The sequence below is a fragment of the Acinetobacter sp. AS23 genome, assembly GCF_023612055.1.
GTDB classification, from domain to species: domain Bacteria; phylum Pseudomonadota; class Gammaproteobacteria; order Pseudomonadales; family Moraxellaceae; genus Acinetobacter; species Acinetobacter oleivorans.
Map to the genome: position 1 here is coordinate 2,741,180 of NZ_CP082274.1, position 14,847 is coordinate 2,756,026.

At 41.4% G+C, this 14,847-nt stretch carries 12 protein-coding genes and 2 pseudogenes; 11 read left to right on the plus strand and 3 right to left on the minus strand.

What is annotated here, in order from left to right; all coding sequences use genetic code 11:
* Positions 1-2: 2 nt before the first annotated feature.
* The 4 genes from K6I41_RS12945 to K6I41_RS12960 all read left to right on the plus strand — a co-directional run bounded on the left by K6I41_RS12945 (position 3) and on the right by K6I41_RS12960 (position 4,092).
* Positions 3-1,529, plus strand: coding sequence for an aromatic/alkene/methane monooxygenase hydroxylase/oxygenase subunit alpha (locus K6I41_RS12945; RefSeq protein WP_000211828.1), 1,527 nt, complete (start codon positions 3-5; stop codon positions 1,527-1,529).
* Between the two features lie 59 nt (positions 1,530-1,588).
* Entirely contained in the window at positions 1,589-1,951 is a 363-nt protein-coding gene (locus tag K6I41_RS12950) for a phenol hydroxylase subunit P4 (RefSeq protein ID WP_250374504.1), read from the plus strand.
* A gap of 14 nt (positions 1,952-1,965) precedes the next feature.
* On the plus strand, positions 1,966-3,027 hold the full coding sequence (locus K6I41_RS12955) for an NADH:ubiquinone reductase (Na(+)-transporting) subunit F (protein WP_250374505.1): 1,062 nt from the start codon (positions 1,966-1,968) through the stop codon (positions 3,025-3,027).
* A gap of 183 nt (positions 3,028-3,210) precedes the next feature.
* A complete protein-coding gene (locus K6I41_RS12960) occupies positions 3,211-4,092 on the plus strand; it encodes a SphA family protein (RefSeq protein WP_250374506.1) in 882 nt (293 codons plus the stop codon).
* Positions 4,093-4,140: 48 nt separating this feature from the next.
* Here the strand turns inward: K6I41_RS12960 and K6I41_RS12965 are convergent, their stop codons facing one another.
* On the minus strand, positions 4,141-5,100 hold the full coding sequence (locus tag K6I41_RS12965) for a LysR family transcriptional regulator (RefSeq protein ID WP_004702719.1): 960 nt from the start codon (positions 5,098-5,100) through the stop codon (positions 4,141-4,143).
* A 44-nt stretch (positions 5,101-5,144) separates the two neighbouring features.
* Positions 5,145-5,274 (minus strand): annotated as a pseudogene (locus tag K6I41_RS12970) (hypothetical protein).
* A gap of 106 nt (positions 5,275-5,380) precedes the next feature.
* Between K6I41_RS12970 and benA the strand changes: the two are divergent.
* From benA to K6I41_RS13005, 7 genes and pseudogenes are all read left to right on the plus strand, one after another.
* A complete protein-coding gene (benA, locus tag K6I41_RS12975; protein ID WP_250374507.1) occupies positions 5,381-6,763 on the plus strand; it encodes a benzoate 1,2-dioxygenase large subunit in 1,383 nt (460 codons plus the stop codon).
* Positions 6,760-7,279, plus strand: a pseudogene (gene benB, locus K6I41_RS12980) (benzoate 1,2-dioxygenase small subunit). Before benA ends, benB begins: the two are co-directional and overlap by 4 nt.
* Before the next feature lie 52 nt (positions 7,280-7,331).
* Complete coding sequence (gene benC, locus K6I41_RS12985) at positions 7,332-8,348, plus strand: benzoate 1,2-dioxygenase electron transfer component BenC (RefSeq protein WP_250374508.1); 1,017 nt, start codon at positions 7,332-7,334, stop codon at positions 8,346-8,348.
* 18 nt (positions 8,349-8,366) lie between these two features.
* Positions 8,367-9,152, plus strand: a complete 786-nt coding sequence (locus K6I41_RS12990) for a 1,6-dihydroxycyclohexa-2,4-diene-1-carboxylate dehydrogenase (RefSeq protein WP_199987852.1) — start codon at positions 8,367-8,369, stop codon at positions 9,150-9,152.
* A gap of 57 nt (positions 9,153-9,209) precedes the next feature.
* Positions 9,210-10,403, plus strand: a complete 1,194-nt coding sequence (gene benE, locus K6I41_RS12995; RefSeq protein ID WP_250374509.1) for a benzoate/H(+) symporter BenE — start codon at positions 9,210-9,212, stop codon at positions 10,401-10,403.
* 479 nt (positions 10,404-10,882) lie between these two features.
* Positions 10,883-12,241 carry an aromatic acid/H+ symport family MFS transporter gene (locus K6I41_RS13000; protein ID WP_192833715.1) on the plus strand — a complete coding sequence of 453 codons (1,359 nt, stop codon included), beginning with the start codon at positions 10,883-10,885 and terminating at the stop codon, positions 12,239-12,241.
* A gap of 43 nt (positions 12,242-12,284) precedes the next feature.
* Complete coding sequence (locus K6I41_RS13005) at positions 12,285-13,547, plus strand: OprD family outer membrane porin (protein ID WP_192833716.1); 1,263 nt, start codon at positions 12,285-12,287, stop codon at positions 13,545-13,547.
* 103 nt (positions 13,548-13,650) lie between these two features.
* Here K6I41_RS13005 and K6I41_RS13010 read toward each other — a convergent pair whose 3' ends face one another.
* Positions 13,651-14,757, minus strand: a complete 1,107-nt coding sequence (locus K6I41_RS13010) for a beta-ketoacyl-ACP synthase III (protein WP_032004013.1) — start codon at positions 14,755-14,757, stop codon at positions 13,651-13,653.
* Between the last annotated feature and the right edge of the window lie 90 nt (positions 14,758-14,847).

Here is a 14,847-nt window from a genome sequence, read left to right on the forward strand (position 1 = left end):
TCATGACAACTCAAACGAAAGAAACCAGCAAAAAGTTAAATGCTAAAGATCGTTACCGCGCTTTAACCCGTGATCTGGACTGGGACTTTTCCTATGCTGACCGTAAAGACGCCTTCCCTTATGAAGAATTTGAAGGCATCAAAATTACGGACTGGTCTAAATGGGAAGATCCATTCCGTTTAACCATGGATGCTTACTGGAAATATCAGGCAGAAAAAGAGAAAAAACTTTATGCCATTTTTGATGCGTTTGCTCAAAACAACGGTCAGATGAATGTCAGCAATGAACGCTACTTAAATGCGATTAAACTCTTTTTAACGGCGGTTACCCCACTTGAATATCAGGCTTATCAAGGTTATGCCCACGTAGGTCGCCAGTTTAGTGGTATTGGAGCACGTATTGCTTCTCAGATGCAGTCGATTGATGAGCTGCGTCATGTACAGACCCAAATTCATGCCATGAGCCATTACAACAAGTTCTTTGATGGCTTTCAGGACTGGGCGCATATGCATGACCGCGTTTGGTATTTGTCTGTGCCTAAATCATTTTTTGAAGATGCCCGTTCTGCCGGACCTTTCGAATTTTTATTAGCGATTAGTTTTGCTTTTGAATATGTACTTACCAACTTGCTATTTGTGCCGTTTATGTCGGGTGCAGCTTATAACGGCGATATGGCAACCGTGACCTTTGGTTTTAGTGCACAGTCAGATGAAGCGCGCCACATGACGCTTGGTCTGGAAATCGTGAAATTCTTGCTCGAACAACATGAGGACAACGTACCTATTGTTCAGGAATGGATTGATAAATGGTTCTGGCGGGGAACGCGTTTGCTTTCAATTGTAGGCATGATGATGGATTACATGCTGCCAAACAAAGTGATGTCTTGGAAAGAAGCTTGGGAGGTTTATTTTGAACAGGCAGGTGGTGCGCTATTTAAAGATTTAAGCCGTTATGGCATTCGTATGCCGAAATATAGCGATGTCATTGTAAAAGAAAAAGAGCATGTCTCACATCAGGCATGGTGGATTTTCTATAACTTTGGTCATGCTGCTGGTTTCCATACTTGGATTCCAACCGACGAAGAAATGGATTGGTTATCGGCTAAATATCCAGACACTTTCGATAAATACTACCGTCCAAAATGGGAGCTGGCCCGCAAAATGGAAGCTGAAGGTAAGCGTTTCTACAGCGCAGGTTTACCACAGCTTTGTCAGGTTTGTCAGATTCCTATGACCTTTACCGAAATGGGTGATGATCCGACTCAATTTAGTTATCGCCATAGCATTTACCAAGGCGAACGCTACCATACCTGTTCAGATGGCTGTCATGACATTTTCGAACGTGAGCCTGAGAAATATATACAAGCATGGTTACCTGTAAATCAAATTTTGCAAGGCAACTGTGGTGGCGGTGACCTCGAAACCATGCTCCGCGATTATTACCGCATGAATGTCGGCGCCGACAATCTGGATATTGAAGGTTCACCAGACCAACAGCGCTGGAAAAAATGGAAAGGCAACGCAGCTTAAGCACAAGGAATTGTTCAGGCAGTCATCAAGCTGCCTGATAGGAAATAAGGAGATTGAACATGACTGTTCGCGCGATACACAACAACTATCAATTTGAACCGCTTGATCTGCAAAAAAATTATGGTGATCAATTCTTACTTTACGTGGGTTGGGATCATCACACACTTTTTTGCTCGGCACATGCCATGCTTGCCTCGCCTCAACAAACTTTTGGACAGTTGATTGAGCAACAAATTACAGGTGGTTTTGCCCAACATCCAGATTTTGCCAAAATTGATTGGTCAAAAGTGCAATACACCTTAGATGGTCAAACAATTAGCCCAGAGAGTACACAAAGCTTGGCAGAGCTTGGTTTTGGGCAGAAGTCACTACTTCGTTTCGTTACGCCAGAATTAAATGGCTATAACGACAGCTACGTTTAATTCGGAGGTGTGTCATGAGTTATCAAGTCACCATTGAACCGATCGGAACAACGATTGAAGTAGAAGAAGACCAAACAATTTTAGATGCCGCTTTACGCCAAGGCGTTTGGTTACCCTTTGCCTGTGGTCATGGCACTTGCGGGACATGTAAGGTTCAAGTCACTGACGGTTTTTATGATGTTGGTGAAGCCTCGCCATTTGCACTCATGGATATTGAACGTGATGAAAATAAGGTGCTTGCCTGCTGCTGCAAACCACAGTCCGACATGGTCATTGAAGCCGATGTCGATGAAGACCCAGATTTCTTAGGTCATTTGGTTCAAGACTATCAAGCGACCGTCATTGATATAAAAGACTTGTCGCCAACCATTAAAGGAATCCGACTACAACTAGATCGCCCAATCGAATTCCAAGCTGGCCAATATATCAATGTCCAATTTCCAGATATTGAAGGAACTCGTGCATTTTCAATTGCCAATTCACCAAGTGAAGTGGGCATTGTTGAGTTGCATATTCGTAAAGTTGAAGGCGGTGCAGCGACGACTTATGTACATGAACAACTTGCCACAGGTGATCAGCTCGATATTTCAGGCCCTTATGGTCAATTTTTCGTACGCAAGTCAGATGATCAAAATGCCATTTTCATTGCAGGTGGTTCAGGTCTTTCAAGTCCACAATCGATGATTTTAGATTTGCTTGAATCTGGAGATAGTCGCACCATTTACCTCTTCCAAGGAGCACGAGACTTGGCAGAGCTGTACAATCGAGAATTGTTTGAACAACTCGTAAAAGACTATCCAAACTTCCGCTATATCCCTGCCCTGAATGCACCAAAAGCAGAAGACCAATGGACTGGATTTACCGGATTCGTGCATGAGGCTGTTGCCGATTACTTTGAAAATCGATGTGGTGGACACAAAGCGTATTTGTGCGGCCCACCAATCATGATCGACTCGGCAATTTCAACACTCATGCAAAGCCGCTTATTCGAACGAGACATTCATACTGAACGTTTCTTAAGTGCAGCCGATGGTGCTGCTGGACAATCGTGTTCGGCTTTGTTTAAGCACATCTAAAGACAAACCATTCAACAATCCACTTTTTCAAATGAGCTTTGTATTTGTGATTTAGAAAGCAAATACAAAGCTCACAGGAGTTCTGCATTCCAAATTTACAGGTTAAACAGACTCAAATTTTAAAGACCGTTAAGGAATAACGTTTTTTAGTGACAAGCCAAACAATACAGAATAGGACATTCTATGAATAACAAAATTGCTGCAATCATATGTGGTGTAATCAGTGCCCTTTACCTTCCTTCTGCATTTGCGACAGAAAATGGCTCGGACTCTTTTGCTTTAGGTGCCGAAGGTATGATGGCGGGTGCCTTACCACCTGCTGGTATCTACTTACTTAGTTATTATCAAAATTACTACGCATCAGATTTTCAAAATGGTCCCGATCAGTTCCATGTTGATGTCAACGCCGTGGTTCCGCGGTTGGTCTGGATGACCGATCAAAAAATTCTGGATGGACAACTCGGGTTTTATGCAGCCCAGCCCTTGGTCGATCTACGGCTTAAAGTAAATGGAATGGCTGACTCAAACCAAGGTCTCGGAGACTTGATTTTGGGTAGCATGCTCGGCTGGCATCAAGGAAATCATCACTGGATTGCAGCCCTAGAAACCGTACTTGGGACAGGTGAATACGACACTCCAAGTACGACACACCCAGTTGAAGCTAATCTCGGGAAAAACTATCACACCATTCGACCTATTCTTGCCTATAGTTATGCCAACGCGGCAGGCTTAGACCTTTCAACTAAACTGTCTTATAGCTGGAATACGCGTAACGATGCAACCGACTACCAGTCTGGACAATATATTGCGGATGACTATAGCTTAGGCTACCGCATTAACCCTAAACTCAAAGTTGCAGTTGAAGGCTATGCTTTTAAACAAACTACAGATGACAAAGTAAACGGAAATGACATTGGGTTTAAAGGACAAGCTTTTGCAATTGGGCCAGGCATTCAATATGCCGATAAAAACTGGTCTATCGAAGCCAAATTTTTAAAAGAAACCGAAGTCGAATATCGTCCCGAAGGACATACTAGCTGGCTAAAACTAATTTGGGCTTTCTAAAACACATCAACGCATAGCTTCAGCTTTTGAGGCTATGCCCTGCTTTATTTAAAAATCGATACCGTCTGAATCATCTATCGGATTTTGATCGAGCGTGAAAACGGTGCGTTTATATGGAATACCTTCAAGATCATAAACCTGATAAATACAATCAAATAAAAGCTGTAAGTCTTCACTTCGGTCCATTGCACGAGCAGTAATGAAAATCGGGCTGACTGCACCGTTATCTAAAATCGGAATGTAATTTAAATGAGGAAAGCGAATAGTATCGGCACTGGCAGGAATAATACATAAACCCTCACCCGCTGCCACCAAGCCCAAAGCCAGTTGAATTTCCCGTATTTCATGCATATTTTTTGGAACTAAACTGTGCTCGGCAAAAATATTTAAAAGCTGGGTTGAAAAATTAGGCTTTGGCGAAGTGGGATACATAAACATCTTTTCATCAATGAGATCGGCCAGATATACCCCTTCTGTACGCTGAGCAATGGGGTGGCTCGTATGTGCAGCAACCACCAAACGTTCTTTACGTAGCAAAATACGTCTTACCGCAGGATCACTAATTCTTAAACGTCCAAACCCAACATCAATACGTCCTTCTTTTAACGCCTGTAGCTGTTCAGTAGTACTTAACTCCATCAATTGAATATTCAGATGCGGCTGCTGCTGCCGAAATAAATAAATGATTCGCGGCAGTAAACCATAGAGTAAAGACCCGACAAAACCAATCGTCACACTACGTTCAATGAGACCAATACGTTTGGTCATACTTTTTATTTCTTCAGCATTCGACAAAAGTTTAAGGGCATGCTGATAAAAGAAATGTCCGGCTGGGGTTGTCTGTAAAGGACGGCTTCCGCGCTCAAACAGTTGAATTCCAAGCTCACTTTCCAAATTTTGAATCTGTCGACTCAAAGGTGGTTGAGCAATAAATAGTTTTTCCGCAGCTTTTGTAAAGCTCTGCTCTTCAACAACAGCCACAAAATACCGTAAATGTCTTAGTTCCATAAGGCATCCATACCTTTAAGATATAAAAAAATGCAAATTCAGTCTTAGACACAGTTTAACCATTCTTTTAAGGTATATACAAGCAACAAACCGATGAAGTGATGAATTGCTTTGTGAAAAAGCCCTCTTGCCAATCTTCCAGTGATTCATCTTCATCAATTCACGGTTAAACACCCAGCGCACTCATGCGCTTCATTGACAATATTAGGATATCAAGACCTTGTAAATCGTAGCTAAGGCCTTGGTGACTTCCACACTTTTGGAAAGTCGGAGAACGGACATGCCACGTATTCCTGTAATCAATACTAGCCATCTTGACCGTATTGATGAATTACTTGTAGATAATATCGATACAGGTGAATTTAAACTTCATCGCTCAGTGTTTACTGACGAAGCCCTATTTGACCTCGAAATGAAATATATCTTCGAAGGTAATTGGGTTTACTTAGCGCACGAAAGCCAAATTCCAAATAATAATGACTACTACACCACTCACATTGGTCGTCAGCCAGTCATTATTGCCCGCAACCGTAACGGCGAACTCAATGCCATGATCAATGCGTGTTCACACCGCGGAGCACAACTTTGCCGTCACAAGCGTGGTAACAAAGCAACATATACCTGCCCTTTCCACGGCTGGACGTTTAACAATTCAGGTAAATTACTCAAGGTTAAAGATCCAAGCGAAGCTGGTTACTCAGACTGCTTCAACCAAGAAGGCTCACATGACCTTAAAAAAGTGGCTCGTTTTGAGAGCTACAAAGGTTTCTTATTTGGTAGCTTAAATCCCGATGTTCCTTCACTTGAAGAATTCTTGGGTGAAACCACCAAAATCATCGACATGATTGTTGATCAGTCTGAACATGGTTTAGAAGTTTTACGTGGTTCATCTACCTATACCTATGAAGGTAACTGGAAACTCACCGCTGAAAATGGTGCCGATGGTTACCACGTTTCTGCTGTTCACTGGAACTACGCAGCAACAACTCAACATCGTAAAGAAACACAAGCTGCCGATAACATCCGTGCGATGAGTGCAGGTTCTTGGGGTAAACAAGGCGGTGGCTCGTATGGCTTTGAAAATGGCCACATGTTGCTTTGGACACAATGGGCAAACCCAGAAGACCGTCCAAACTTCCCGAAAGCAGATGAATACACCAAAAAATACGGTGAAGCAATGTCGAAATGGATGATTGAGCGTTCACGTAATCTTTGCCTCTATCCAAACGTTTATTTGATGGATCAGTTCGGTTCGCAAATTCGTGTACTTCGCCCACTTTCGGTTAATAGAACTGAAGTCACTATTTACTGTATCGCACCTAAAGGCGAAGCACCTGAAGCTCGTGCACGTCGTATCCGTCAATATGAAGATTTCTTTAATGCATCAGGCATGGCAACACCAGACGATTTAGAAGAATTCCGTGCTTGTCAGGCAGGCTACGCAGGTATTGCACTTGAATGGAATGACATGTGCCGCGGTTCTAAACACTGGATTTATGGACCAGACGATGCAGCGAACGAAATCGGTTTAAAACCAATGTTAAGTGGTATCAAAACTGAAGATGAAGGACTGTATCTGGCCCAACATCAATATTGGTTACACACCATGAAACACGCGATTGCATCAGAGAAAGAAATTGCTGATCAGGGAGAAACAGCATGAGTGCTCAAGACAAAGCAACTTTAGAAAATATTGCTCAGTTTCTCTATCGTGAAGCTCGTTTTTTAGATGATGAACAATGGGATGACTGGCTTGAATGCTATGCACCGGAAGCTTCTTTCTGGATGCCAGCTTGGGACGACGACGATAGATTAACTGAAGATCCGCAATCTGAAATTTCACTTATTTATTATCCAGACCGTCAAGGTTTAGAAGATCGTGTGTTCCGTATTAAAACCGAGCGCTCATCTGCAACCATGCCAGACACACGCACAAGCCACAATATTGCCAACGTTGAAGTCGTAGAGCGCGATGGCGACAAAGTTACTGTGCGCTTTAACTGGAATACCTTGAGTTTCCGTTACAAGACAAATTACAGCTATTTCGGTATGTCACGTTATGTGATCGATTTTTCAGGTGATCAACCAAAAATCTTGAGCAAGTATGTCGTTTTGAAAAATGACTATATCAATCAAGTCATTGATATCTACCACCTTTAAGACATACCCCCTCAGTTAAACGGACTGTTGGCTGAGGGTAAAAGTTTCAAATATTTTGTAGGATACATGCCATGTCAAACCACAATGTTGCACTTCAATTTGAAGATGGTGTTACACGTTTCATTAACGTAGCTCAGGGCGAAACCCTATCTGACGCAGCCTATCGCCAAAAAATTAATATTCCTTTGGATTGCCGTGACGGTGCATGTGGAACTTGCCGCGCATTTTGCGAATCCGGCAGTTATGACATGCCAGAAGAAACCTATATTGAAGATGCATTAACACCAGAAGAAGCTGAGCAAGGTTATATTCTTGCTTGCCAATGTCGCCCAACTTCAGATGCTGTATTTCAAATTCAAGCATCGTCAGATGTTTGCAAAACTGCAATTCATAGCTTCCAAGGTACATTAGCCCGCGTTGAAAACTTATCAGACTCAACGATCACATTTGATATTCAACTTGATGAAGGTCAACCAGATATTCATTTCCTTGCAGGTCAATACGTCAACGTTGCTATTCCTGAAACTGGTGAAACACGTTCATATTCATTTAGCTCAAAACCGGGCAATCGCTTAACGGGCTTTGTGGTCCGTAACGTACCAAATGGCAAAATGAGTGAATTCTTAAGCAAAAATGCCCAAGCTGGCGACAAAATGACATTTACCGGTCCATTCGGTAGCTTCTATTTACGTAATGTAGCGCGTCCAGTATTGATGCTTGCAGGCGGTACTGGCATTGCCCCATTTATGTCGATGTTACAAGTACTCGAAGAGAAAGGTTCAGAACAGCCTGTTCGTTTAGTCTTTGGTGTCACCAATGACTTTGATTTGGTTGCTCTAGAAAAACTCAATGAGTTGCAGGCGAAATTCCCTTGGTTTGAATATCGAACTGTAGTTGCAAGCCCTGAGAGCAACCATGAACGCAAAGGCTATGTAACGGGTCATATTGAAAGTGACTGGTTAAACGGTGGCGACGTCGATATTTATCTATGTGGTCCAGTGCCAATGGTAGAAGCTGTACGCGGCTGGTTAGAAACTGAAAATATCAAACCTGCTAATTTCTTATTTGAAAAATTCTCTGCGAATTAACAGGTGGAGAAGTTATCTATGTCAAACCGTCAAAGATTTACCGATAAAGTCGTGATTGTTACGGGTAGTGCTCAAGGCATTGGGCGTGGCGTAGCTTTACAAGTCGCGGCTGAAGGCGGACAAGTCATCATGGCTGACCGCTCTGAATATGTTGAGGAAGTTCTTAAAGAAATTCAGAGCACAGGTGGCGATGCTGTTACGATTAATGCCGACCTTGAAACCTATGCAGGCGCGCAAGCGGTAGTTGCAAAAGCCATTGAACACTATGGTCGGGTAGATATCCTGATTAATAATGTGGGTGGCGCGATCTGGATGAAACCTTTTGAAGAGTTTTCCGAAGAAGAGATCATTAAGGAAGTAAATCGCTCGTTATTTCCAACGTTATGGTGTTGCCGCGCTGTGCTACCCGCCATGATTAAGCAACAATCAGGTGTGATTGTAAATGTATCTTCAATTGCCACCCGTGGTATTAACCGTATTCCCTACTCTGCATCTAAGGGCGGTGTAAATGCTCTAACAGCATCGCTTGCTTTTGAACATGCCAAAGACGGAATTCGAGTCAATGCCGTTGCGACTGGCGGAACCGAAGCACCACCTCGCAAAGTGCCACGAAATGCCAATCCGTTAAGTCAAAATGAAAAAGACTGGATGCAGCAAGTGGTTGATCAAACCATAGATCGAACATTTATGGGCCGTTATGGCACAATTCAAGAACAAGTAAATGCAATTTTATTTCTTGCATCAGACGAAGCATCCTATATGACCGGATCGGTTATTTCAGTCGGAGGTGGAGATCAGGGTTAACACTGATCTTTTTATATGATTGGGTAAATAATATGATTTGCATGGAGGCAATCACACATGGCAACCCTGTTAAAGACATTAAAAAATGACTGGTCCATATCAGCAACAGTTGCGGGCTTTCTCGCGGTTTTAATTTCTTACTCAGGCCCACTGATTATTTTTTTTCAAGCTGCTCAGCGTGCCCATGTGTCCACCGATATGATGGTGTCATGGATTTGGGGAATTTCAATTGGTGCTGCCGTTTCAAGTATTTATCTTTCGATTAAATATAAAACGCCTGTCATCACCGCATGGTCAGCACCAGGTACTGCCCTGTTAGTTACTCTATTTCCAAACGTCTCGTTGAATGAAGCAGTAGCCGCCTATATTACTTCTGCCATTGTTATATTCTTAATTGGCGTTACAGGTTACTTCGACAAATTACTAAAATGGATTCCGCAAGATGTCGCTGCGGGCATGATGGCGGGTATTCTTTTTCAATTTGGTATTGGTCTATTTACCGCGTCTGATAGCATGCCTTTTATTGTCTTTAGTATGCTTATTGTCTTTTTAATTGCCAAACGTTTAATGCCGCGCTACACCATGATTTGGGTGTTAGCTGCCGGAGTTTTATTAAGCCTCATTTTAGGAAAAATGAATCCGGTTGATGTGAGTTTTAGTTTAGCTATTCCACAGTGGATTAGCCCAGAATGGACATGGAACTCAACACTCAACCTCGCTGTTCCTCTCATTTTAGTCAGCCTAACCGGCCAATTTTTACCGGGTATGGCGATTATGAAACTCAGCGGTTACGACACACCAGCCAAACCCATTATTACTGTCACTAGTATTGCTTCTTTAGCTGTTGCCTGCGTCGGCGGTATTACGATTGTGCTTGCCTCAATTACCGCAGCTTTATGTATGGGCAAAGATGCACATGAACTGAAAGAAAAACGCTATATCGCAGGAATCGCCAACGGGATTTTTTATATTTTAGGAGGCTTATTTGCTGGCAGTATTGTCATGCTATTTAGCCTACTTCCTAAAGAGTTGGTGGCAGCATTGGCAGGTTTAGCCTTGCTTGGAGCAATTGCCACCAATATTTCTGTTGCCATGAAAAATGACAATCAACGTGATGCTGCACTTATTACCTTTTTAGCAACTGCATCAGGCATGCATTTCCTTGGATTAAGCTCAGTGTTTTGGGGCATTTGTATTGGTGTAATCGCCCATTTCATTCTCACACCACGTTCAACTTCAGCCACAAATTAAGTTTTTTATCTAAGCGCCCGCCACTAAAATAAAGCCTCAATCGCCACATCAGGATGCAAATAATTTGTTAATTCTGATTTTGCGATTTTTTATTGAATATAGATTAAATTTCATTTTTAAGATCAATTTCTAAAATAATTAAATAATAGACTTTAGTATTTTGTTTTTATATTTTCACTTCAACTCATAATATAAATTTAGCTATATTTTTAGCTGTGATTATCATCAATAAAATCTATAAAAAAACATCTATAAAATCCTTAAAATTCTCATAATACAATATTTAACCCCATTTTAAAGACACAACAAAACCAACTAAAGCAATAAAAATAAATACATATTTTTCAAATAATTAAACCAATAAAAGCACAATACCTTAAAGACATAAAGATATATCAATTAGGTTTTTGACTCTAATCCAATAACAAAATAGTTTATTAAAAAATAACGCAATGCTTCACAAATTGGAGGTGAAGAAAATGGATATGAGCAAGGTTAATATTAATGAGTTAATTGATAAAGCCAGTTTTACATCTTTTCATTGGAAAGTTTTAATCTGGTGCTTACTTATTATTATTTTTGATGGATATGATTTAGTTATTTATGGGGTTGCTCTTCCTGTGTTAATGCAGCAATGGTCATTAACTGCGGTAGAAGCTGGTTTACTCGCCAGTGCCGCTCTATTCGGCATGATGTTTGGTGCCATGATTTTCGGCACACTTTCAGACAAACTTGGACGTAAAAAAACCATCCTGATTTGTGTCACCTTATTTAGCGGTTTTACCTTTATAGGTGCCTTTGCCAAAGGACCAACTGAGTTTGCTATTTTACGCTTTATTGCGGGTCTTGGGATTGGTGGCGTTATGCCAAACGTCGTTGCGCTTATGACCGAATACGCACCAAAAAAAATCCGCAGTACATTAGTGGCAATCATGTTTAGTGGCTATGCAATTGGCGGCATGACATCTGCTCTACTTGGTGCATGGCTGGTTAAAGATATGGGCTGGCAAATCATGTTTTTAATTGCGGGTATTCCCCTGTTACTGCTCCCACTCATTTGGAAATTTTTGCCAGAGTCTCTCACCTTTTTAGTGAAATCGAACCATAGCGAACAGGCAAAAAGTATTGTTTGTAAAATTGCGCCAGAAACGCAGGTAAACGCCAATACACAACTGGTGTTAAACGAAAGCACAACCACAGATGCACCTGTCCGTGCGCTTTTCCAACAAGGCCGTACTTTCAGCACGTTTATGTTCTGGATTGCTTTCTTTATGTGCTTACTCATGGTGTATGCCTTAGGAAGCTGGTTACCTAAACTCATGCTGCAAGCGGGCTATTCATTAGGTGCGAGCATGTTGTTCCTGTTTGCACTCAATATTGGCGGCATGGTCGGTGCAATTGGCGGCGGTGCTTTAGCAGATAGATTCCATTTAAAACCTGTTATTACGATCATGTTTATTGTGGGATCAGCAGCTTTAATTTTGCTTGGCATTAATAGTCCGCAATTTATTTTATATAGCCTGATTGCGATTGCTGGTGCTGCCACAATTGGTTCACAAATCTTACTCTACACTTTCGTTGCACAGTTCTATCCGACAGCACTTCGTTCAACTGGCATGGGCTGGGCATCTGGAATTGGCCGTATTGGCGCGATTATCGGACCAGTTTTAACAGGAGCCCTACTCACGCTTGAGCTTCCTCACCAAATGAATTTCTTAGCGATTGCAATTCCGGGTGTGATTGCTGCACTTGCAATATTTATGGTCAATCTAAAAGCCTCTGTTGCTGCACAAACGCCATCAACTTTTAACCCTCAAAACACGCTTACCCAGCAGTAAATTAAATGTGCCGAGGACTGGCGCATCTTTTTGGAAATGGATTATGGAATTATTACACCGCTTTAAACCATGTAATTTAGCAATAGCCACATTATTAGGTTTATTGACTAGCCCAAGTTTATGGGCAGCAGATACAGCTCAACAAAGTGAAGATGAATGGAAATTCACTTTAAAAAACGCCTACATCAACCGTAATTTTGATAATGATGCACTCAAAGACACGGGCAGTTGGTCTCAAGCAGCATCGCTATTTTATAAATCGAAAATGCATGACACTCCGCTGCAAATTGCAGACAAACCCATCACCATTGGGGCTGATGCTTCTGTTCAATACGCAGTTCGCTTAAGTTCAGACAAGCACGTTGCGGACACGGTTTTGCCTTTTAATAAAGAAACACAATCTCAAGCATCTGACTTTTTAAAATACGGCGCCACGTTAAAACTGGGCTATGACAAAACCCTTTTAAGCGTCGGTGAACTCTGGTTAGACTTACCAGTAACGGCTGTGGATGCCAGCCGACAACTACTTGCCTCTTATTGGGGAACCAATCTTAAGTCGCAACTTTCAGATCAGCTTTATGCTGAAATTGGTCGGGTTGAAAAAGTCTCTCCACGAAATGAAGAAGATTTTAAAAAGTTTTCTTTCACATCAAATGGAATCACTAAAGAATCCGATGGATTGAATTATATTGACCTACGCTATCAATTTACGCCGTCTTTAAAGGGCGAATATTATTTTGGTAATTTAGAAGATCTCTACAACAAACACTATGTTGGACTTGAGCATAATTGGAAACAACCTAATTTTGCCCTGACCTCTAAGTTTAAATACTTTAATGCAAAAGATGACGGCAACACTTTTGATATTGATGCGCAAAACATTGGAGTGCTAGAGACTCTTAAAGTAAAAAACCATACCTTTGGCTTGGGGTACCAGCAGATTATCGGTGAGTCGGCTTATCCATTACCAGATGGTTTCTTACCAGAGACCTATTTCATTAACTGGAATACCACCGGATTCTTTAAAGAAGACGAAAAGTCCTATCATGTGATGTATGGCTACGACTTTAAAGATTATGTTCCGGGCCTAAATGCGATGGTGAAATATGTTTACGGAAATGATTTCAAGGCAGCGAATGGTGAGAAAAATCATGAAACCGAGTCGAATGTGATTTTAAACTATGCGTTTCAACAGCCATTCTTAAAAGGCGTTGCCCTGCAATATATTCGGATTGATTACAACGTTAAACATGGCAATGATTTTGGTGAAGACCGCTTATTTGTAAACTACACCAAAAAGTTTTAATAACTTTTGATTCAATCTAAGCGGGCTAATTTTGGCCCGCTTTTTATATTATTTCGCTCATAAAAAAACGCTCTTACGAGCGTTTTTTAGTTAACTTTGCAACTTAAGCAACGTGCTTTTGTACAACAATCGAACCTACTGAATAGCCAGCACCGAAAGATGAAATCACGCCATATTCGCCATCATCCACTTCGTGGCCTGTACGGTGTAAAGCAATAATCACACCTGCTGAAGAGGTATTGGCAAACTCATCTAGAATAATTGGTGCACGGCTTAGATCTGCCTCTTTACCAGCCACATATTTCAAGATTAATTCATTCATGTTGGCATTGGCTTGGTGTAACCAGAAACGCTTAATATCGTTTGCAGTTAACTGCATTTTTTCTAACTGCGCATTAATGATTTTTGCCACTAACGGACAAACATCTTTAAAGACTTTGCGGCCATCTTGACGGAATAACTTATCGTCAACGACCGCATCTTCGCTACGGTTTAAGAAACCGAAGTTATTACGGATGTTGTTTGAAAATTGAGTAAATAAATGAATATCTAAGATTTCAAAACCAGTTTTAGTCGTAGTCTCTTCAATAATAGAAGCCGTTGCAACATCACCAAAAATGAAGTGACAATCACGGTTACGGTAGTCTAGATGACCAGAGGTAATCTCAACGTTCACTAATAAAACACGGCGAGCACCTGAACGAATTGCATCTGCCGCTTGTTTCAAACCAAAAGTTGCAGCTGAACATGCAACGTTCATGTCGTAGGCATAACCTTGAATACCAAGTGCTGACTGGATTTCAATTGCAACTGCTGGATAAGCACGCTGCATGTTTGAACATGCCAAAATTACAACATCGATATCTTCAGCAGTTACGCCTGCATTTTCCATTGCCTGCTTTGCAGCAATCACACCCCACTCTGCTTGAAGTGAAAGTTCATCATTTGAACGTTCAGACAAACGAGGACGCAAGCGATTTGGATCAAGAATACCCGATTTCTCAATCACGTAACGGCGCTTAATACCAGACGCTTTTTCAATAAATTCAGCACTAGAACCACGTAATTCTTCTAGCTCACCTGCTGCAATTTTCTCTGCATTCTCTTGGTTATATTGTTCCACATAAGCATTTAAACTGTCGGCCAGTTCTTCATTAGAAATGATTTCTGTTGGGTGAAATAACCCAGTACCTGTGATACGAATGCCCATGTAAAACTCCTAAAAAAATGAATAGGGTCTGTTAATCTTTCATTTATAAATTGCGTTGTAGGCTAAACAACAACATAAACAGACCCCGAT